The organism is Microbulbifer mixtoriginis (SeqCode) (assembly GCF_052466765.1).
Genome location: NZ_CP174289.1, coordinates 2,832,339 through 2,851,752 on the forward strand (window position 1 = coordinate 2,832,339; position 19,414 = coordinate 2,851,752).

Genomic DNA, 19,414 nt, shown 5'->3' on the forward strand with positions numbered 1-19,414 from the left:
GAACACGAGTCGTAAGGATGAGGCTGGATCTCTCAAGCCATAGGTTCTAGTTGAGTCTTTCGTGCAGCTTCTCTGCCAAATACCTAGCTCGCGTATGGAGTTAGGAGTTTATATGAGCGCGGCTATAAGTTTGGCATTAGGTGCCTGCAGGTGCTTCTGCCAAACAGGCTTAGAGTGAATTTCGATCTTTTCTGGCTCTGACATTAAAACTGCCATGTTTTTCCTTGTTTAACTGTCGGCAGTGGTGCGGCGCAGTTGATATACTCCGCGCCCACATTTTCAGTTAATCGAAGTAGAAGAGGATTGGCGAATGGCGGTCAAATTGATGACAGATCTGGAGCTTGCGGGTAAGCGCCTACTAATTCGCGAGGACTTGAATGTACCGGTGAAAGATGGTCGGGTAACTTCTGACGCCCGTATTCGCGCGGCGCTTCCCACTATCCAGGCCGCCATTGATGCTGGCGCCAAAGTACTGCTGATGTCCCACTTGGGCCGTCCTACAGAGGGGGAGTATGCGGATGAATTCTCCCTGGCTCCGGTAGCTGCGCATTTAAGTGAACTACTCGGTCGCGAAGTGGCCCTGATCAAAGAGTGGCGCGATGGCGTCGAGCTGGCTGAGGGCGATGTGGCGTTGCTGGAGAACGTGCGTTTCAATGCCGGCGAGAAAAAAGACAGCGAAGAGCTGGCTAAAGCTTACGCGTCACTCTGCGATATTTTTGTAATGGATGCCTTTGGCACTGCGCACCGCGCTCAGGCTTCCACACACGGTGTGGCCAAGTTTGCTCCAGTCGCTTGTGCCGGTCCATTACTGGCAGCCGAACTGGATGCTCTGGAGAAGGCACTGGCTGAGCCAGCCCGTCCATTGGTTGCGATTGTGGGTGGTTCTAAAGTGTCTACCAAGCTCACCGTATTGGAGAGTCTGGCGGATAAAGTAGACCAGCTGATTGTGGGTGGTGGTATCGCCAATACTTTCCTCGCCGCTAGCGGCAAGCCGGTGGGCAAGTCTCTCTGTGAGCACGACTTGGTGGATACCGCCAAAAGTTTGATGCAGAAGTGCGATATTCCTGTGCCCGTTGATGTCGTGACCGGTAAGGAATTCAGCGAAGCAGCTGTAGCGGAAACCAAGGCCGCCGATGCTGTGGCTGAAGACGATATGATTTTTGATATTGGTCCACAATCTTCTGCAATGCTGGCGGAGATTCTTAAGGGCGCGAAAACCATTATCTGGAATGGCCCTGTAGGCGTATTCGAATTCGATCAGTTTGGCGCTGGCACTGAACATCTGTCTAAGGCCATTGCCGATAGTGATGCCTTTTCTATTGCCGGCGGTGGCGACACCCTTGCGGCTGTGGATAAATATGGTATTGCCGATAAGGTATCTTATATTTCCACGGGTGGTGGTGCCTTCTTGGAATATGTTGAAGGCAAGAAGCTGCCCGCGGTAGCCATCCTGGAGTCCCGCGGCGAAGACTGAGTACCCAATAATGCCCTCCTCTTAAATGTGGAAGGCAATAAAAGCAAAAAATTACAAATACGACGAGTAGACGAGAAAGGAATTTAATATGGCTCTTATCAGCCTACGCCAATTGCTGGACCACGCTGCCGAGCATGGTTACGGCGTACCGGCCTTCAACGTAAACAATTTGGAACAGATGCGCGCGATTATGGAGGCGGCCAAGGAAACCGACTCCCCAGTAATCGTGCAGGCCTCCGCCGGTGCGCGTAAATACGCCGGTGCGCCCTTCCTGCGTCATCTGATCCTGGCCGCCATTGAGGAATTCCCGGAAATTCCAGTGGTAATGCACCAGGACCACGGCACCAGTCCGGCAGTGTGCCAGCGTTCTATCCAACTGGGTTTCAGCTCCGTGATGATGGACGGCTCCCTGCGTGAGGACGGCAAAACCCCGGCTTCCTACGAATACAACGTTGATGTTACTCAGCGCGCAGTAGATATGGCACACGCCTGTGGTGTTTCTGTTGAGGGTGAACTGGGTTGCCTGGGTTCCCTGGAAACCGGTATGGCCGGTGAAGAGGACGGTGTTGGTGCTGAGGGCAAGCTATCCCATGATCAGCTGCTGACTGACCCGGAAGAGGCTGCGGACTTTGTACAAAAAACTAAGGTGGATGCCCTGGCAATCGCCTGTGGTACCAGCCACGGTGCCTATAAATTTACCCGCCCGCCTACTGGTGACATCCTTGCTATTGACCGTATCAAGGAGATCCACGCGCGTATCCCAGGCACCCACTTGGTGATGCACGGTTCTTCCTCTGTGCCTCAGGAGTGGCTGGCGGTAATCAATGAGTTCGGTGGTGAAATCCCCGAAACTTACGGTGTGCCGGTAGAGCAGATTTGCGAGGGCATCAAGCACGGTGTACGTAAGGTCAATATTGATACTGACCTGCGTCTCGCCTCCACCGGCGCCACCCGTCGTTTCCTGGCCGAGAACCCGTCAGAATTTGATCCACGCAAATTCTACAAGGCTGCTATGCAAGCTATGAAGGAAATTTGTGTTGCGCGTTACGAAGCCTTCGGTACAGCCGGTCAGGCCAGCAAGATTCGTCCGCTCAGCCTCGATGCCATGAGTGAGCGTTATGCCGCTGGCGATTTGGAACCGCAAATCAAGTAAGCGCTTACTTATCTTGCAGTGAAGAAAGGCGGACATTGTGTCCGCCTTTTTCATATTTAAGTCACTATTCACTCAGCCTGTCTCTTCCCACCCAGTGAAAATGCAGTACCATTGGTTCAATGGAAACCTTGCAAGACATCAACACCTACGAAAGTAGCCCGGTAATTCAGCGCCCGGACTACTCGGCTTTGCGGCAAAAGCTGCCGCAGCTGGACTTTGCCAATGATACGGCACCGCTGCTGACTGAGATGCAAGATTACCGAAATTTTTACGACTTACATTTTCCTCTCTCCTATAAAACCGGTGTCGGCACTTTTACTGCGGCGGGCTTTGAGCTGGTGTCCCAATATTGGCTGGTTGAAAAACCACGCGGTACCTTGTTTATCTGCCATGGTTATTTCGATCACACCGGTATTTATGGACCAGCGATTCGTTTTGGCCTCGAGCGCAATCTCAATGTGGTGATTTTCGATTTTCCTGGCCACGGCCTCTCCAGCGGCGAGCGGGTGGCTATTCAGACTTTCCTGCAATACCGCCAGGTATTTGATCGTCTTTTATCGGTTGCCGAAGGGAAACTACCCAAGCCTTGGCACGCCCTGGGGCAAAGTACTGGTGGTGCTGCCTTATTAGCGCACTTGCAATACAGTCGTAAACAGCCACTAGATAAGGTTTTTCTGTTGGCTCCTCTGGTGCGCCCGGCCAATTGGCTTCTGGTGAAATGGAAGTACTATCTTGGACGCTTGTTTATTAGTGAACCCAGTCGAGAGTTTACGATTAATACCCACGATGCCGAATTCTCCCGGCGCCAGGCCCTGCGCGACCCCCTGCAATCCAGGGTAATTTCCATGTGTTGGCTCGGCGCCATGGTGGATTGGATCAAGACTTTCCCCAAAAGCGCACGCAATCCACGCAAGATCTTGGTGGTACAGGGCACCGGTGATGGCACGGTGGATTGGCGCTATGATATGCGCGCAATTCGCGATCGTTTTCCGCATTGCCACCGAGTATTAATTCGCGGTGCCCGCCACCAAATGATCAATGAAACCCAGCCCTATAGGCATCAGATACTGGCTGCTATGGATGACTGGTTAAATAGATAGGCTAAAAAGCCTCTCATTCCCCAATTTTATCTATGCTAATTTCCCACTGATTTTCTCATATTATTACATTGAGAGGCTTTATTGGGCTCGGTAATTCTATTGATTGAGCCTTTCATCACATGTTTCATGTTTTTCAAAGTGAGAGGGAGATTCTTACCAAAGGATTTCTCCGGTAATTAGGGAGGTGAACAAGGGTAAGAAAATGATTGAGGGGGAAAGAGTCGAGAGAGGCAAATTTCTTTCTCAAGTAATATGTACTTCATTTCGGCACCCAAGGAAAGATCATAAGTATTTACATTCCTGTGCCGTGTCAGCAGTCTACTAACATTCTTCCATGACTGAAAAATTGTGATGGATTGTTGTTGGGAGCTTTTGGCTTAAGCAGAAAGTCCCGTTACTGGTGTATTTTAATTCTGAACAAAGTTTAATGGGTTATCAATTTGTAAAAAGCAAATTTTCGGAGTTAGACTGCCGAATTTAGTAAGCCTTAAAAAGTTTGTAATGAAATATGAAGTGGAGAATTCTTACATTTTTGAAAAAAAAATAACTGTTTTCGATAGGTGAAGTACTCGTTGATGGTGGTTTTGTGAAGGTTCTTCTGGCTTGACCTGAATCGACATTTTTGTTTCAGGTCAAGCATATTGAAATCAAGGTATGAAAAGTTTGAGGTGGAATTATATTTTCTATCTTGCGTTCTTATTGATTATTCTGCTTATTATCATGTTTCTTCTTTAGGCCACTGCCAAGCCAGCCAAATAATTACTAACTTAAGAGTGATTTCAATAAAGCCTAGATAAAAATAGAAGTACCATGATGATATGAGCATTGTGGCAGCCAAGAATATAATAAATATTGTGGCAACAATTATATTAAGTCATTGGCAAATCTTCGGCTTTAGCATTAAGGTTAGTGCAACCATAATGCATGGTATTGATACTATTATCGCCACTGAAAGCAGTGAACCTTGAGTAACTGCACCGAATGGGCCAAATCCCTCTATAATTCTCTCAATTTTTCCTATCTTGAACGGTCCAAAGAAATCTCCATATATATAACAAAATAATACTGATGCCCACAAAGCAGATATTTTAATTTTCACATTTACATAAGGTTCAGATAAACTGACTGTGGTTTTTCGTGTTTCTTTTTTGTTACTCATGAAGTCCTCTAGACTTTATGTACGGCTGCTTCTTTACTTGAGTTGGTTTCAATTCTTGGCATACTTTCTTTGAATTCTATACATAGAGCGTTATCATGCAATAAGGAAATTATTAGATGGTGCCATTAACATTGTGTTTTCAGATTAGCCCACATATTCTTCGTCTTCGCTTGCTCTATATGATTTCATTTTGCCTATAACAGCTGATATCGACTTTTCCCCTCTAGTATTTAATCTAAACTTCATCTTCTGATAGTTGATTAATATTTATCCTCTATGCCTCCTTTTGTTCGAGAGTTTATGTTTAGGCTATTAGTGTTGCTATCTGGAGATTGACGGAATGCTGAATGAGAGCGTTGAATGGCAGTATGCAGCGAGAAAGTGTTGACCAATTTTTAGTCGGGGTAGATGATAGTCATACTGGAGAAGACGTGGAGTAAGAGGAACTCAGTTATTACTACCTAGATAACCTTACAGGTTGTCTTGTCATTTACTATTGAACAGGAGGGTGTAATGTTTAGTCATATCATGGTTGGTGCTAATGATGTTCAGCGGTCTAAGGCGTTTTATGATGCTGTTTTAGGGGCTCTGGGCTATGAGCCAGGTGTTATTGATGAAAAAGGTCGCTGCTTTTACTTCACTAAAACCGGTGTCTTTGCTATTTCCAAGCCTATTGATGGGGAAGTGGCTTCTCATGCCAATGGCGGTACTATTGGTTTTAGTGCAAAGAGTACTGAAGAAGCTGATGCTTGGCACCAAGCAGGCCTTGCTAATGGCGGGGTTGCTTGTGAAGATCCTCCTGGAATACGTGAGGGTGTAGCTGGCAAATTGTATATTGCCTATCTGCGTGACCCTGCAGGAAATAAAATTTGTGCCTTACATCGAGTGGGGTAAAGTTTCTGATTTGATAGAATCGCCAGCCTTAAGTGTGCTGGCGATTCTTGGTTCGCTAACGAGACAGGCTAATGTGAGTAGCCATTAAATTTTATTTTTTATGTTGCCTTAATTTATTTTTTCTTCTGGATTTTTGAAAATGGTTGTTGGTTCCCCTTCAGGGCCAGAGTAGAAAAGAATGATAGTTACTGGTTCACTACCATCGTTGCGACCATAATGCCATTTATTGGTGACCTCAATAAAAGCATTTCCCTCTCCGAGAGTTAGTGTTTCTTTTTGTCCAGGAAGAACAATAGTCAACGTGCCTTTCTCAATATACACACCGTTTAAAACAGGGTGTTTGTGTACTGGCATTTGCTTTCCTGGGGGGATTTTTACGCGAACAATAGTTAGCTCTTGTTGACCCGGTTTCATTTCAGGGAGTTTATGCCCCTCCCAGTCTTTGCTTGAAGCCACTAATTTTTCGAACGTTACACCACCAATATCTGCCTCTCCCTTAGCACTTAAGGGAAGTGTTAGGCATGCAGATACAAGAATCATAGTTTGAAGAGACTTCATAAGGAGTTTCCATATGATTTTCTGGTTAGAGTTTAGAGCCGCTATTTTCTGTTGATTGCTTTTGTTGTATGTCTTGCTTATTTGTGGGTTTTTTACTTGTTTTATTGTTCTTGCTGTCTGATGGATACTCCACCCTACATTGTCCGCGTCCACTATCTGCCAGTGTTATTTTATCTAAGTCATCCATTACTCTAATAGGGCCCGAGTAATAGTTGCTCATGCCGGCAATAAATTCCTTTTTATCGGCTTCCGTTACCGGGGGTGGAATAAGATGAGTCAAAGCTACAGATTTTACCCCAGCTTTAGTTGCCATTTTGGCAATATCCAGGGTGTTAGAGTGATAATGAATGATTTGATCCGCTTTTTCATAGCGAAGTCGTGCCCTGCGATTGTTCCCAGTTTGCTTGAGTTTACTAATGTATTGGGCATAGCTGAGGGCTTCAGAAATTAATAAATCCGCGTCACGTTCAATATTTTCCAGGCCATCGAATACATGGGTATCTCCGGTGATAATGACTTTACAAGGACCGAAACGTATCTCATAGCCAAATGCTGGGAATACGGGTTCATGATGTACGGCAAAGACAGAAACCGTAGTGTTTCCATGGTGCCAGACTTCCTGAATAACTTCCGATTGATCTCCGGCAATGTTTATTAGGTGTGGAGTGGCAACAGCTAAAACGGGATCGAGTATCCCTTGTCTATTTGCTGATCTAAAGAGAATATCGGGTCCAAAACTCTTCCTGATCCCCTCCATAATGTTGAAAATACCGTAGGGCCCATAAATATTGATCGGTTTGCTGGCGCCTACAAACCAAGATTCATTAATCACCATTGCCAGACCCCCAAAATGATCGGAGTGCCAGTGAGTAATAAATATAGGATCCACTTGAGCTAAGTTAAGATCTAGCTGGCCGATACGCGCTGTCGTACCTTCACCCGCATCAACTAGGAATAATTTTCCACTACTACGTATTGCTACACAGGCAGGGTGGCGCAGCCATTGATAGGCCGGGTCCGGGGTTCCGGTGCCACAGAAGTAAATATGCATCTTGCCATCGTCTTCCACATAGGGAGGATAGTGACGAAGGGATTCAGGTTGTTTGGCTGTCGAATGAGAAGACAGAATTGAGAAGAGTAGAATTGCCAGGAAAAGTTTGGTGAAAACTCTCAGCATTTTTTTGCCAATCGTTGATCTTGGAGATAAACCAAGGGTAAGCCCGGATCTATAAAACTTCCATTTTGTTCATCCCTAGACTTCAGATCTTATCTTTTTAAGTTCTTTTAATTACCGAGGTATAAAACCAGTCTTTGCTTTGGTTACATTTGCTTAAATAAGTGCATATAGCGACTGCTGACAGGCAAAACTTTCTGGCAATATTTTAAATGTAATTGAGCTGTATCTACGTCTCGGATGACATGTTGAATGGCTTTAAAGTTAACGACTACTGAGCGATGCACTTGTACGAAATGTTCGTGGATCCAGCTGGGCAGAAAGGTCTTTTAGAGGCGTTTTAATCAGTGCTTCAGATGTCTTCCCCTGTGATTCACTCCAGGCTATTAGCGTATATTTATCATCGGAACGTAAATAGTGGATATCCTCTACCGCGATTAAACGCAGGGTGTTTCCAATAGAGGCTTTAATCCAGCGCAAATAAGTGCTTGGTTGCGTCTTTTGAAACTGCTCGCTAATTTGTTCCAACGACTGAAGGCTGTTTTTTACTGAGCTTGTCATATGCAGGCGTTCTTGCAGACGAGACACGGTGTTGGCTAGTCGGTCGCTTTCCAAAGGCTTAACCAGATAATCTAGGGCTCCTTGCTGGAAGGCCTTCACGGCATATTGATCGTAGGCGGTAATAAAGACCAAATGGGCGCGGCGGCCAATTTCCTGTGCTGCCTCAACGCCGAAAATACCCGGCATTTGGATATCGAGAAAGCAAATATCCGGCTGGTGGAGTTCAAATAACTCTATGGCTTCTCGACCATTACGCGCCTCCGCCACAACTTCCAATTCGGGCCATTGGGCGGCAAGTTTGCGAATAAGGGCTTGACGCAGTAGGGGCTCATCATCGGCGACCAGGGCGGTAGCAGTGCACAGTGTCATAGGTGTTGTTTCCTGGCGATAGGGTAGTGGATTTCTGCAAGCATTCCCCGAGGTTGTAGAGCCGATAATTCCAGCGAAGCCGTTTCCTCAAAAGTAAGGCGTAAACGTTCTCGCAATGTTGAAAGTCCTGTTCCCATTCCGCTGGTTTTACCTTGCATGCCCACCCCGGTATCTTGAACTTTTACCCTGCACATACCTTTATGTAGGAGTACACGTATTTTTATTTCACCGCCGCTTTCGCTGGGATCTATGCCGTGGCGAACGGCATTTTCAACAAGGGTCAATAATGCCAAAGATGGGCAGGGGAGTGAGTGAACCTCTTCATCGGCATTGATAGAAAAATGCAGGCGATCGGGCATGCGCATTTTCATCAGGGACAGGTAAGCTTTTACTAGGGACAGTTCTTGTCCAAGAGTGCTCTGGCTTGAATCCAACTGTGGAATGGTTGCACGCAGATAGGTGATCAGGCTGTCCAGTAGTGCTGGTGCCTGTGGAGAGGCGGAATCCACCAGCTCGCGCACATTGGCGAGCGTATTAAAAAGGAAGTGTGGCGTTACCTGGGACTGTAACAATCGCAAGCGACTATCCAGTGCCTGCCGCTCCAGTGCGCCCCGCGCACGTTCAAATTGTCTGGCCTGCTCGCGTACTATTTCATCGCGCTGGCGCAATAGGGCGGACATGGCGATCCAGGGGGCAAACAATACACCGGTTACCATAATGGCAAGAAAGCCCAGGTGCTGGTCGTGGTTTTGCCAAAAGGAGGGCCCACCTGTGCCCATCTAGACGGTCAGTAAGGCCAAGGGTATGGATAGAGCTACCCCAACAACTTGAAGGGCCTAGCGCGGTAATGATTGCGGTAACTTTTGGGGACAATGTTCCAACAGGCGGTAAGACAGCGGCGAGGCCAGTGCAGAACTGCTGGTGCGCACCAGCAGTTCTGGATAAGTACCTTTCCAGTAAAGTCCTAGGAGCAGGGTCCAAGCCAGTATGGCGATTAGCACCGTAAGTAACTGCTGCCGGCCGGGAAGCGGCAACTTATCGATTGAAAGTCGAGGGGGTTAGTGCATGGCGGTACTTAATCCTTATCCGTAGCCGCCATTTTCACACACTGGGCTGGCGAAGCTTATCCTTAAAGTGAGGCCTTGCCCTGCAAATGGAGTTTGCGTCTTTGCGCCAGGGCATCCATTGAGTAGAGCGCTAGCCCCATCCATACAAACATAAAGGTAGTGAGTTTGCCCTCGCTAAATGGCTCACCAAGCATTTGGGTGGCGACCACCAGCATTAGTGAGGGCCCGATGTACTGCAGGAATCCCACCGTGGATAAGTTCAGCCTGCGCGCAGCAATTGTGAATAACAGCAGTGGCACTAGGGTGACGGGGCCGGCCAATACCAACAGACTGTTTAGTTCCCAGCCGTTGTTCAATAAGTTACTGGTGGGGCTGGCGCTCCAAAGCAGGTAGATCAAGGCTACCGGCAACATATACAGGGTCTCTATGGCCAGCCCGGTAAGGCTTTCCACCGGCGCACGTTTGCGCGCAAGCCCATAGAGGGCGAAAGACCCAGCCAGGAATAGGGCGATGACCGGCACACGGCCGAACTGCCAGAGTTCGTGGACAATACCCATGGCGGCAAGCGCCACCGCCAACCATTGTAGGCGCCGCAATTTTTCCCCTAGGAATAAAACTCCCAGGACAATATTGATTAATGGGTTGATGTAGTAGCCGAGACTGCTTTCCAGCAGGTGGCCATTGTTAATAGCCCAAATAAATACCAGCCAGTTACCGCCAATCAGTGCGGTAGTAAGGGCCAACACCCGCATTTTCTTGTGGTCGCGCAGAGTGCGGATAAGATCGGGCAATTTGCCCAGCAGTAACATAATCAGCAGCGCCAGCGCGAAGGACCAGATACTGCGGTGGGCGAGGATCTCAGCTGCGGGAATGCCTTGTAGCTGATTAAAGTAAATTGGGGCCAGCCCCCAAATAAGGAAGGCGGCAACGCCGGCGAGAAAGCCGGTAGTGGCGGTATCGTTGTTGCGCAAGGGAACACCTGCTATGGAAAATGCGATGTTGGCTTGGGCCCGGTCACGCGAGAGGGTGCGTGTGGGACTGAACCAACAGAATAGGAGCTGCTATTGTAGAAGTGAGCGCCATGGTGGATCAATCCTTTTATCGATCAGCCGAACGCGCAGAAAGACGGGTGGCAGAGGAGTCGCACACCCGTCCATAGAGGGCTTTCTAGGGAGCTAGAACAACACGCGGCAGCGCAGGGTGCCGGGGATATTCTTCAGTTTTTCCAGCGCCAGGTCCGAGTAAGCCGCATCCACATCAATCACCACATAACCCACTGTCTCGTTAGTCTGCAGGTACTGGGCAGAGATGTTGATGGCATTATCTGAGAACACCTGGTTAATGGCGCTCAATACACCGGGGACATTTTTGTGGATATGCAGCAGGCGATGGGTACCGGCGTGTCCTGGCAGTGCCACCTCGGGGAAATTCACAGAGCTGGTGGTGGTACCGTTATCGGAGTAGTGCGCCAGTTTTTCCGCCACCTCGGTGCCGATATTTTCCTGGGCTTCCATGGTGGAGCCGCCCACGTGGGGAGTCAGCAGGGCGTTGTCGATGCCGCGCAGTGGGGAGAGAAATTCATCGTCATTGCCGCGTGGCTCTACCGGGAATACATCAATAGCGGCACCGGCCAGGTGCTTACTATTGAGGGCTTCTGCCAGGGCTTCAATATTCACCACGGTGCCACGGGAGGCGTTTAGCAGTATGGCGCCGGGCTTCATTTGTGCGATTTCTTCGGCACCCATCATCATTTTGGTAGAGGGCAGCTCGGGTACATGCAGGGAAACGACATCGGACTCGCGCAGTAACTCCTGCAAGGAGCCTACCAGGCTGGCGTTGCCCAACGGTAGCTTGGTGATGACATCATAAAATTTCACCCGCATACCGATGGCCTCAGCCATGACTGATACCTGCGAGCCAATAGCACCGTAACCGATAATCCCCAGGGTTTTACCGCGGGCTTCGAAGGAGCCCACTGCGGATTTGAGCCAGCCACCGCGATGGCACACAGCATTTTTCTCTGGGATGCCGCGCAGCATGAAGATGGTCTCGGCGATAATCAGCTCCGCCACGCTGCGGGTATTGGAATAAGGCGCGTTAAATACGGCAACACCGAGCTCAGTGGCCGCTTGCAGGTCCACTTGGTTGGTTCCGATACAGAAACAGCCAACGGCAACTAGTTTTGGGGCATTTTCTAGCACCTTGCGGGTCAGCTGGGTGCGGGAGCGAATACCGATAAAGTGGGCATCCGCGATCTTCTCGATCAACTGATCTTCGGGCAGGGAAGTTTTTAGAAACTCAACGTTGGTGTAGCCACGGGAGGCCAACAGATCAATAGCCGACTGGTGTACACCTTCCAGCAGCAGGATGCGAATCTTGTCTTTTTGTAGGGACTTTCTTTGATCGGAATTGTGCGGAGCCATAAACTATCTCTTCACTGAGTGCGGGTAACGCGATGTAAAAAGTGCTTTGCCACTTCTAAGAGGTGCCGAAGTCAGGCGAAGGCGCGATCATAGCACATGCTGGTTATATCGCTTTATTCGAAATTCCTATCCTAACTATCTTATTTATTTATGTACCAACACCAATTTACCTGTGGCAGTGAAGTTCCTTACAAGCTGAGCAAGATTATCTGTGTGGGGCGCAACTATGCCGACCACGCCGCCGAGTTGAATAATCCGGTACCTGAGGAGCCGTTGCTGTTTATCAAACCGGCTACTGCGGCAGTAGACATGGCCAAACCTATTCACCTGCCCACGGGACGTGGCAGCTGTCACTTCGAGGGTGAGTTGGCACTGCTGATCGGTAAGAAATTGACCGATGCCAATGCGACAGAAGTTCCCCCGGCAATTGCTGGTCTGGGTCTCTCGCTGGATCTCACTCTGCGTGATTTACAAGCACAACTGAAGCAAGCCGGGCACCCCTGGGAAAAGGCCAAGGGCTTTGATAATTCCTGCCCCCTTTCTTCTTTCGTCAAATTGGACTGGTTGCCGGATTGGGACAAGCTTAGTTATTCGCTGTGGCTAAACGGGGAGCAACGCCAGTGTGGTAAAACTGAGCATATGCTCACCCCGATACTCGATTTGGTAGCCTATATCAGCAGTTACTTTACTCTTGAACCCGGAGACGTGGTGTTGACTGGCACCCCAGCGGGCGTCGGTGAGCTGCATCACGGCGACAAGCTGATGATGCAGTTACAGGATGATTGGTTACAGGTGGAGTCTGAGGTCGTGTAATTCTACTTAGGGGCCTGCCTCTTGGGGCCCCTTAATGTACTTGCCAAGCCACAATAAGCCGGATGCCAGCAACCCCTTTGATTTGTGATCACATTTTCGATATAACCTGAAAAAACTAATAGTCTCAGACGAGGTGTGCCATGAAAGAAGAAAATAATATCCCGCAAAACCTGCAGGAGTGGCAGGCTCTGGCGGCCTCACTCAAGATTGAAGGCCGAGCCTTTATCAATGGCGAGTATGTAGATGCTCTATCTGGGGAAACTCGTGCCACCTGTAACCCCGCCAATGGTGAAGAGTTGGCGCAGATTGCCAGCTGCGGTCCACAGGATGCCGATCTGGCAGTCAATGTGGCACGCGAGACTTTTGAATCCGGTGTCTGGTCGAAAATGCCGCCGATGCAGCGCAAAAAAATCCTGGTGCGATTTGCCGAACTGATCGAAGAACATTTAATGGAAATTGCCCTGTTGGAGAGCCTGGATGCGGGTAAGCCCATTGGTGATACCATGGCCGTGGATGTTCCCGGGGCAGCCACCACTATTCGTTGGAGTGGCGAGGCCATCGACAAGATCTACGATGAAGTTGCTCCTACAGGCCCGAGTGAGCTTGGTCTGGTAACCCGCATGCCGCTGGGGGTGGTGGCGGCAATCGTGCCCTGGAATTTCCCATTGTCCACCACCGCCTGGAAGTTGGGGCCGGCGTTGGCCACTGGCAATAGTGTGATTCTGAAGCCGGCCTCCAATACCCCGCTGACAGCGATTAAATTGGCTGGTTTGGCCAAGAAAGCAGGCCTGCCCGATGGCGTACTGAATGTATTGCCGGGACCAGGTAGTAGCTTGGGTAAGGCGCTGGGCCTGCATATGGATATCGACTGCCTCACCTTCACCGGTTCCACCGAAGTAGGCAAGACCCTCACCGAGTATTCCGGTCAGTCAAACTTGAAGCGCACTTTCCTGGAGTTGGGTGGAAAGAGCCCGAATATTGTCTTTGCTGATGCCGACTTGGATAAGGCCGCCGATGCAGCAGCACTGGCCATTTTCTATAACCAGGGGGAAACTTGTACTGCGGGTTCACGCCTGCTGGTGGAAAAGAGCATCGCCGATGAGTTTATTCAAAAGGTAAGCAAGGCTGCCGAGCGCTTTAAGCCCGGCCACCCACAAGATCCCAATACCGCAATGGGTGCGCTGATCGATCGCAGTCAGTTCGATACGGTTGAATTCTATGTGGCCAAGGGCCTGGAGCAGGGCGCGCAGCTGGTATGTGGTGGTCAGCCGGTGGATGAGGTGGCCGGTGGCTACTATTACGAGCCTACCGTATTTCGCAATGTGACTGGCGAAATGACTATCGCCCGCGAAGAGATTTTCGGCCCGGTACTGTCGGTGATCGAATTTGAAACAGAGGAGGAGGCGCTCGCCATAGCCAATGATTCCATCTACGGGCTGGCGGCGGGTATCTGGACCAACAACTTGGGCCGCGCCCATCGTATGGCCCGCGATATCTATGCGGGCTCTGTGTGGGTCAATAACTACTTTGGCGGGGATATCACCGTCCCATTTGGTGGCTTTAAACAGTCGGGCAACGGCCGGGATAAGTCCCTGCACGCCTTGGATAAGTACTGTGAATTAAAATCCACCTGGATAGATCTCAGCTAGATTTACTCTTCCTGCATCTTAGTAGCATAAATTTACAAAAGGGCCACGAATAGTGGCCCTTTCTTTACCTCGCTAGTTTATTTATCACCCCTTTTATTTTCCTGTCACCTAGCTATTCAATCTGGCGTGAATTATTTAGTCAGCTATACCTAAGTTATCGCCTTTTAAAAATGCCTTCGGCGACATGGCCCATAAGCTGGGCTGGAGTCTGTGGAAAAACCAGCTTGAGGAGAATTGGCTTGAGAAAAATCTGCCTGTTTGTCGTTATCCTGGCTGTCAGCGGAATAACACCTCTACGGGCAGCGGAGGCCCCCAGGTTTGGAGAGATTGCGGGGCTAGTCAGTGTGGAGCGAATATATGCCCAAGCAATGCGCACCACACAGGTCCACAGTTTGATTGGCAATTGGATGGAAGTATTTGTCCGACATGGCGATGCGGTGGAAAAGGGGCAACTTTTGGCGGTTTACAAAAGTACTAGGGGGAGGGCTGTGTTGGAATATATTGCTAGTCGTTCCGGGCGGGTACTTATTAATAGCCGGGCAGCACTGAATACCGTAGAAAGTGTTCTGGAAATCATCACGGTCCCCCATGAAGAATATTGTCGACATGTAGATTGCACAGCTGCGACAGAGGAATAGAGCTGATCTATTGGGTTCATCTACTGGTTGTGGGTATTCTGGGGGTTCTGGAACAGGGCCTCTTACCTCATGAAACTCATTTATACCCATGAAAACCGCCTCTTGGTGGAGCTGGTTAAAAGTCGCCTGGAAGTTGCCGGTATAGCGGTCAAACTGAAAAATGAATTTGCCCAGGGTGCATCTGGAGAGCTGGCCCCGAACCAAGCTTGGGCGGAACTTTGGTTGGAGCGAGACCGAGATTATGAGCGGGCCTGTCAGCTATTACAGGATGCCGAAGCTGAACAGAGAGGCTGGACCTGCCCCAGCTGTGGTGAAGAGAACGGGGCGGCCTTTGACTATTGTTGGCAATGCGGAAAATCACGGCCGGTAGCCTGTGAAGAATAGCTATTTTCATGTGTCCAAATTGTATTCCTTCAAGCAGAAGTAATGTTCTTAGCCTGATAAAAATAAAGCATTAATTTTTGGCGCAACGACTTCTAAGTGTTTATTTAGAGTGTGTATTGAAAGCTAACTTATCCTGTGTAGAAAACGTCAGTTAAGGGTGACCTATGAGCGATCAACCTCACGGTGTTTCTATCGGTTTGGAGCAACAAGGCAATCACTTCTTTTTGACTCTACGAGCTCGCGGAAAACTGACGCATGAGGATTACCAGACCATGGTACCCATGCTCAACTCAGCTATTGCCGGTGTAGAAAACCCCAAGATTGATTGTCTAATGGATGCCAAGGAGTTACAGGGTTGGGAGCCACGCGCTGCTTGGGACGATTTAAAATTAGGGTTATCTCATGGCCGTGAGTTTAATCGGATTGCGGTAATCTCTGATAAGCGCTGGATGAAAATAGCTAGTAAAGTGGGGAGCTGGTTTATCAGCGGTGAGTATAAAGTATTTGATTCTGAAGATAAGGCCATGATCTGGTTGCGTCAAGGCGAATAGAGTAGCTTAATATGGCCTACTCCCTGACACTCTCTTCTGAACACTGAGTTAGTAGAGAAGTCAGGTGACTACAAAAGATAAAGTTTGGTGCTGACTGTGCCATATTGGCCTCCCCTAGTTACGGGAAGAGCATTTCAGAATAATTAATGGATAAGGAATTTTTATGTTCGAGTGGATAGCCAGCCCGGAAGCCTGGGTTGCTCTGGCTACATTGGCAGCGCTGGAAATAGTTCTCGGTATCGATAATATTATTTTTATTTCTATTCTCGTTGGGCGCCTTCCGCCCCATCAGCGCGAACCGGCTCGTTTTATTGGCCTGACCCTCGCTATGGTAATGCGCCTAGCATTATTGTTTTCCATCGTCTGGATTATGGGGCTGGTAGAGCCACTGTTTAGTATTTTTTCAATGGAGATATCCGGCCGAGATATTATTTTAGTGGGAGGCGGCTTGTTCCTGATCGCTAAAGCCACACATGAAATACACAATAGCTTGGAGGGTGCTGAGACTGATTCGGCCTCACTGGGGACCGCCGGTTTTGGCATGGTGCTCCTGCAAATTGCCATTCTCGACATCGTATTTTCACTCGATTCTGTGATTACTGCCGTAGGTCTGGTAGATGAAATCTCCATTATGGCTGTCGCCATTGTCCTAGCAGTAATGGTTATGCTGGTAGCCGCTAAACCAATAGGTGACTTCGTCGATCGCCATCCAACGGTTAAAATTCTCGCGCTGGCATTTTTGATTATGGTTGGACTTACCCTGGTGGTAGAGGGCTTTGATGTGCATGTACCCAAGGGGTATATCTATTTTGCCATGGCATTCTCGATGGCAGTGGAGATGCTTAATTTACGCCTACGTAGTAAGAAAGAGCGCAAAACAAAGCCGGTGCGGTTACATCATGCATTACGTGAGAATGATAACTAGTATATAAAACTAGTCTTAATTGGGCGAATGGTAAATCAGCACTTCGCCCAATTTAAAGTGACTAATATATTGTAAAACTTAGTAATTACTTCTTTTGTTTTTCAGTATTAGGTAGGTTAATCCTAGTGCTAGAGTCGCAGCTGCTAGCCCGATTAATTCTCCCGCACTGACTTTATCCAGATCCAGAATTATAAACTTACGCGCAAGCGCCAGTATAGCAATTAAGACTACAACGGTAGTTTGAATAATACTCTGCTGCTTGGTTACCACATATTGCAGGGTGTGGCTGAACTCCAGTGCAATCAGTAAGGTAATAATCTCACCGAAAATAGTCTGGAATACTTTGTGATCAAGAGGATCTTTCATGCCGATCAATAGCATGGAGTATACAGAATAGGCAAGACGACTAATGGCGATAATAACAATTACAATAATGATAAAGGTGAGAAGTAGTGCAATAAAGCTTTCGAATTTACGGTAATAATTCTGGATGGCACTTTCTGGCTTGGCAGTCTCTTTATCTGAATTACTCATAGTTAATTGCCTGTGAAAGTAGGCTAGGCATATTAAGTCTTTAGAATTTCTTAATGAGGCTATTCATAAAATATATTTACTCCATACCTGTTATGACTTCATTTTTCATCAATGAAATAACTTTAGTACTCATTGGCATTAATCTGTGTAAGATAACCGGAACCTCATAAGAAACACCAATTCCCAGCTGGGCACTGCTGTGTGGCATTATGGTGATGTCGTATTTAGTCCAAATTGAGACAGGTTGGGTTTGTTCCAAGAGGTGTATTGACTTGTTTAAAGATTTTAAGAAGTCACTACCCACGCGCAGCTGTTTCCCTCCTTTATATGGCAGAAAATTTGCCCAATAGCTACCATGGTGTGGGGAGGCAATAGAGATAAATTTATGCACCTTATCAATACCGCTCATGGCTTGTAGGTAATAGCGCGCGACAATTCCCCCCATGCTAAATCCTATCAACGTACAAGTCTCCTCTCCCTTAAGTAGATTCTCCATCTTTGCCATTAATTGAGCGGACAAATGCTCCATACCGTGCCAACCTGAGTTGTAACGCAAGTGAATGTAATGTGTGTTATAGCCTGCCTCAGAAAGTATACGTTGCATTTTTAACAGAGAGGTACCCCGGTCAAAAATCCCGGGGACTAATAGAACAGTATGGCTTTTGCGGCTCATGCGTGACAGGTATTCAGTTGTTTAGAGTTGGTATGTTTGGGGTAACGCGATTAACTTATTAGTTTCTCGACTGAAGAGTGTAGTTTGCAAGTCAAAGGCGTGGGAATTTGCTTGGTGACACTAATAATGTATTTATAAGTTATGTTGGCATGTAGAGAATCATTTGGTGTCGATAATGTTACTGTTGTGTATTTTTCCGAATGCTGCTTATTTTTTTTGCTGAGGCAGTAGCCTTTTATTTTATTTGTTGTGAGTGATCGGAGTGAAATATGAAGATGCCTTCAAATCGTTCTAAGAATTCAGATTGGCCTGAACTTCACTTTCAAGATTGGTCAGATACAGTGGCCACATTACATCTGTGGACTCAGATCATTGGTAAGATTCGCTTGGTTCAGACACCTTGGACAAATCACTCCTGGCATGTGCCTTTTTATATATCAGCAAGGGGATTGAATACCTCTCTGATCCCCTATGATGGAAGAGCTTTTTCTATTGAATTTGATCTTCTTGAGCATCAACTTTCTATATTGGTCAGTGATGGTGGCAGGCGGATCATACCGTTAACGCCAATGTGCGTTGCCGATTTCTATGTGGCGGTTATAAATATAATGAGGGATCTTGGTCTTTCAGTTGAAATCTATACCACACCTAGTGAGATTGCCAATAGTATCCCCTTTGAAGAGGATAGGAATCATTGTCATTATGACTCAAGGTTTGCAACCCGTTTTTGGCAGGCGCTAGTGCAAATAGATAGAGTTTTTAAAGAGTTTCGTTCCCGTTTTATAGGGAAATGCAGTCCTGTACATTTTTTCTGGGGAAGTTTTGATTTAGCGGTTACACGTTTCTCTGGCAGAGAGGCACCTCTGCATCCTGGAGGTGTTCCAAATTTCCCTGACTGGGCTGCTCAAGAGGCATACTCTCATGAAGTCAGTAGTGCTGGGTTTTGGCCCGGCGGAGGAGGTTATAAAGATGCTGCATTTTATTCTTATACGTATCCCGCATCTGATAAATTTTCGGATCAAGAGGTTAGTCCGGATTCTGCGTTTTATTCAAAGGAGCTGTCTGAATTTATCCTTCCTTATGATGAGGTGAGGAAGTCTACTGCACCAGATGAAACATTATTGGCTTTTCTGCAGAGTACCTATGAAGCTGCAGCGAGCACTGGAGGGTGGGATCGGAGTGCTCTGGAGAAAGAATTTATTCCAAAAGCTAGATAGAAATATTGATAGCAAAATCATAGGTATGATTATTAAGGTGGATGTAATCTTGTTTTTGTATGGTGATTCCTGAGCTGAAAATAAACTATCTTACACGT

22 protein-coding genes are annotated in these 19,414 nt (G+C 47.8%); 11 read left to right on the forward strand and 11 right to left on the reverse strand.

Annotated features, from left to right (window positions below; genetic code table 11):
- Positions 1–310: 310 nt before the first annotated feature.
- From ACJJIV_RS12585 to ACJJIV_RS12595, 3 genes are all read left to right on the forward strand, one after another.
- A complete protein-coding gene (locus ACJJIV_RS12585) occupies positions 311–1,474 on the forward strand; it encodes a phosphoglycerate kinase (protein WP_444889171.1) in 1,164 nt (387 codons plus the stop codon).
- Positions 1,475–1,562: 88 nt separating this feature from the next.
- Positions 1,563–2,627 (forward strand): class II fructose-bisphosphate aldolase, encoded by a 1,065-nt coding sequence (gene fba / locus ACJJIV_RS12590; protein WP_252083654.1) that lies wholly within the window; start codon positions 1,563–1,565, stop codon positions 2,625–2,627.
- 119 nt (positions 2,628–2,746) lie between these two features.
- Entirely contained in the window at positions 2,747–3,727 is a 981-nt protein-coding gene (locus ACJJIV_RS12595; protein ID WP_252083653.1) for an alpha/beta hydrolase, read from the forward strand.
- Between the two features lie 874 nt (positions 3,728–4,601).
- Here ACJJIV_RS12595 and ACJJIV_RS12600 read toward each other — a convergent pair.
- On the reverse strand, positions 4,602–4,886 hold the full coding sequence (locus ACJJIV_RS12600) for a DUF6326 family protein (protein ID WP_444889172.1): 285 nt from the start codon (positions 4,884–4,886) through the stop codon (positions 4,602–4,604).
- Positions 4,887–5,399: 513 nt separating this feature from the next.
- Here ACJJIV_RS12600 and ACJJIV_RS12605 point away from each other — a divergent pair.
- Positions 5,400–5,780: a VOC family protein gene (locus ACJJIV_RS12605; RefSeq protein WP_252083651.1), complete on the forward strand. Its 381-nt coding sequence runs from the start codon at positions 5,400–5,402 to the stop codon at positions 5,778–5,780.
- Between the two features lie 108 nt (positions 5,781–5,888).
- Here the strand turns inward: ACJJIV_RS12605 and ACJJIV_RS12610 are convergent, their stop codons facing one another.
- The 8 genes from ACJJIV_RS12610 to serA all read right to left on the reverse strand — a co-directional run bounded on the left by ACJJIV_RS12610 (position 5,889) and on the right by serA (position 11,932).
- Entirely contained in the window at positions 5,889–6,338 is a 450-nt protein-coding gene (locus tag ACJJIV_RS12610) for a cupin domain-containing protein (protein WP_444889173.1), read from the reverse strand.
- Between the two features lie 25 nt (positions 6,339–6,363).
- Positions 6,364–7,515, reverse strand: a complete 1,152-nt coding sequence (locus ACJJIV_RS12615; RefSeq protein WP_444889174.1) for an MBL fold metallo-hydrolase — start codon at positions 7,513–7,515, stop codon at positions 6,364–6,366.
- A gap of 143 nt (positions 7,516–7,658) precedes the next feature.
- Positions 7,659–7,799: a LytTR family transcriptional regulator DNA-binding domain-containing protein gene (locus ACJJIV_RS12620; protein ID WP_444889175.1), complete on the reverse strand. Its 141-nt coding sequence runs from the start codon at positions 7,797–7,799 to the stop codon at positions 7,659–7,661.
- Positions 7,777–8,442, reverse strand: a complete 666-nt coding sequence (locus tag ACJJIV_RS12625; protein WP_444889176.1) for a LytR/AlgR family response regulator transcription factor — start codon at positions 8,440–8,442, stop codon at positions 7,777–7,779. Before ACJJIV_RS12625 ends, ACJJIV_RS12620 begins: the two co-directional genes overlap by 23 nt.
- A complete protein-coding gene (locus ACJJIV_RS12630; RefSeq protein WP_444889177.1) occupies positions 8,439–9,221 on the reverse strand; it encodes a sensor histidine kinase in 783 nt (260 codons plus the stop codon). Before ACJJIV_RS12630 ends, ACJJIV_RS12625 begins: the two co-directional genes overlap by 4 nt.
- Before the next feature lie 57 nt (positions 9,222–9,278).
- Positions 9,279–9,443 (reverse strand): hypothetical protein, encoded by a 165-nt coding sequence (locus ACJJIV_RS12635; RefSeq protein ID WP_444889178.1) that lies wholly within the window; start codon positions 9,441–9,443, stop codon positions 9,279–9,281.
- A 128-nt stretch (positions 9,444–9,571) separates the two neighbouring features.
- Positions 9,572–10,480, reverse strand: a complete 909-nt coding sequence (gene rarD, locus ACJJIV_RS12640) for an EamA family transporter RarD (protein ID WP_444883034.1) — start codon at positions 10,478–10,480, stop codon at positions 9,572–9,574.
- Positions 10,481–10,684: 204 nt separating this feature from the next.
- Positions 10,685–11,932, reverse strand: a complete 1,248-nt coding sequence (gene serA / locus ACJJIV_RS12645) for a phosphoglycerate dehydrogenase (RefSeq protein WP_444889179.1) — start codon at positions 11,930–11,932, stop codon at positions 10,685–10,687.
- Between the two features lie 150 nt (positions 11,933–12,082).
- On the opposite strand from serA, the gene ACJJIV_RS12650 reads away from it, so the two are divergent.
- The 6 genes from ACJJIV_RS12650 (at position 12,083) to ACJJIV_RS12675 (ending at position 16,892) form a co-directional block, all read left to right on the forward strand.
- Positions 12,083–12,745, forward strand: a complete 663-nt coding sequence (locus tag ACJJIV_RS12650) for a fumarylacetoacetate hydrolase family protein (protein ID WP_444889180.1) — start codon at positions 12,083–12,085, stop codon at positions 12,743–12,745.
- A 140-nt stretch (positions 12,746–12,885) separates the two neighbouring features.
- Positions 12,886–14,394: an aldehyde dehydrogenase gene (locus ACJJIV_RS12655; protein ID WP_444889181.1), complete on the forward strand. Its 1,509-nt coding sequence runs from the start codon at positions 12,886–12,888 to the stop codon at positions 14,392–14,394.
- Between the two features lie 239 nt (positions 14,395–14,633).
- Positions 14,634–15,032, forward strand: coding sequence for a biotin/lipoyl attachment domain-containing protein (locus ACJJIV_RS12660; RefSeq protein ID WP_252083642.1), 399 nt, complete (start codon positions 14,634–14,636; stop codon positions 15,030–15,032).
- Positions 15,033–15,101: 69 nt separating this feature from the next.
- Positions 15,102–15,416: a putative signal transducing protein gene (locus tag ACJJIV_RS12665; protein WP_252083641.1), complete on the forward strand. Its 315-nt coding sequence runs from the start codon at positions 15,102–15,104 to the stop codon at positions 15,414–15,416.
- A 164-nt stretch (positions 15,417–15,580) separates the two neighbouring features.
- Entirely contained in the window at positions 15,581–15,967 is a 387-nt protein-coding gene (locus ACJJIV_RS12670) for a SpoIIAA family protein (RefSeq protein ID WP_444883031.1), read from the forward strand.
- Positions 15,968–16,130: 163 nt separating this feature from the next.
- Positions 16,131–16,892, forward strand: a complete 762-nt coding sequence (locus ACJJIV_RS12675; protein ID WP_444889182.1) for a TerC family protein — start codon at positions 16,131–16,133, stop codon at positions 16,890–16,892.
- Positions 16,893–16,970: 78 nt separating this feature from the next.
- Here ACJJIV_RS12675 and ACJJIV_RS12680 read toward each other — a convergent pair whose 3' ends face one another.
- Both ACJJIV_RS12680 and ACJJIV_RS12685 read right to left on the reverse strand, forming a co-directional pair.
- Complete coding sequence (locus tag ACJJIV_RS12680) at positions 16,971–17,426, reverse strand: phosphate-starvation-inducible PsiE family protein (protein ID WP_444883029.1); 456 nt, start codon at positions 17,424–17,426, stop codon at positions 16,971–16,973.
- Positions 17,427–17,502: 76 nt separating this feature from the next.
- Positions 17,503–18,099 (reverse strand): esterase/lipase family protein, encoded by a 597-nt coding sequence (locus tag ACJJIV_RS12685; protein WP_444889183.1) that lies wholly within the window; start codon positions 18,097–18,099, stop codon positions 17,503–17,505.
- 269 nt (positions 18,100–18,368) lie between these two features.
- Between ACJJIV_RS12685 and ACJJIV_RS12690 the strand changes: the two genes are divergently transcribed.
- Positions 18,369–19,316 (forward strand): DUF5996 family protein, encoded by a 948-nt coding sequence (locus ACJJIV_RS12690; RefSeq protein WP_444889184.1) that lies wholly within the window; start codon positions 18,369–18,371, stop codon positions 19,314–19,316.
- The last annotated feature ends 98 nt before the right edge of the window (positions 19,317–19,414 follow it).

Bases quoted from the DNA above. Each gene is read 5' to 3' on its own strand.
- ACJJIV_RS12585 (WP_444889171.1), top strand. From the start codon at position 311: ATGGCGGTCAAATTGATGACAGATCTGGAGCTTGCGGGTAAGCGCCTA.
- fba (WP_252083654.1), top strand. From the start codon at position 1,563: ATGGCTCTTATCAGCCTACGCCAATTGCTGGACCACGCTGCCGAGCAT.
- ACJJIV_RS12595 (WP_252083653.1), top strand. From the start codon at position 2,747: ATGGAAACCTTGCAAGACATCAACACCTACGAAAGTAGCCCGGTAATT.
- ACJJIV_RS12600 (WP_444889172.1), bottom strand. From the start codon at position 4,886: ATGAGTAACAAAAAAGAAACACGAAAAACCACAGTCAGTTTATCTGAA.
- ACJJIV_RS12605 (WP_252083651.1), top strand. From the start codon at position 5,400: ATGTTTAGTCATATCATGGTTGGTGCTAATGATGTTCAGCGGTCTAAG.
- ACJJIV_RS12610 (WP_444889173.1), bottom strand. From the start codon at position 6,338: ATGAAGTCTCTTCAAACTATGATTCTTGTATCTGCATGCCTAACACTT.
- ACJJIV_RS12615 (WP_444889174.1), bottom strand. From the start codon at position 7,515: ATGCTGAGAGTTTTCACCAAACTTTTCCTGGCAATTCTACTCTTCTCA.
- ACJJIV_RS12625 (WP_444889176.1), bottom strand. From the start codon at position 8,442: ATGACACTGTGCACTGCTACCGCCCTGGTCGCCGATGATGAGCCCCTA.
- ACJJIV_RS12630 (WP_444889177.1), bottom strand. From the start codon at position 9,221: ATGGGCACAGGTGGGCCCTCCTTTTGGCAAAACCACGACCAGCACCTG.
- serA (WP_444889179.1), bottom strand. From the start codon at position 11,932: ATGGCTCCGCACAATTCCGATCAAAGAAAGTCCCTACAAAAAGACAAG.
- ACJJIV_RS12650 (WP_444889180.1), top strand. From the start codon at position 12,083: ATGTACCAACACCAATTTACCTGTGGCAGTGAAGTTCCTTACAAGCTG.
- ACJJIV_RS12655 (WP_444889181.1), top strand. From the start codon at position 12,886: ATGAAAGAAGAAAATAATATCCCGCAAAACCTGCAGGAGTGGCAGGCT.
- ACJJIV_RS12665 (WP_252083641.1), top strand. From the start codon at position 15,102: ATGAAACTCATTTATACCCATGAAAACCGCCTCTTGGTGGAGCTGGTT.
- ACJJIV_RS12670 (WP_444883031.1), top strand. From the start codon at position 15,581: ATGAGCGATCAACCTCACGGTGTTTCTATCGGTTTGGAGCAACAAGGC.
- ACJJIV_RS12675 (WP_444889182.1), top strand. From the start codon at position 16,131: ATGTTCGAGTGGATAGCCAGCCCGGAAGCCTGGGTTGCTCTGGCTACA.
- ACJJIV_RS12680 (WP_444883029.1), bottom strand. From the start codon at position 17,426: ATGAGTAATTCAGATAAAGAGACTGCCAAGCCAGAAAGTGCCATCCAG.
- ACJJIV_RS12685 (WP_444889183.1), bottom strand. From the start codon at position 18,099: ATGAGCCGCAAAAGCCATACTGTTCTATTAGTCCCCGGGATTTTTGAC.
- ACJJIV_RS12690 (WP_444889184.1), top strand. From the start codon at position 18,369: ATGAAGATGCCTTCAAATCGTTCTAAGAATTCAGATTGGCCTGAACTT.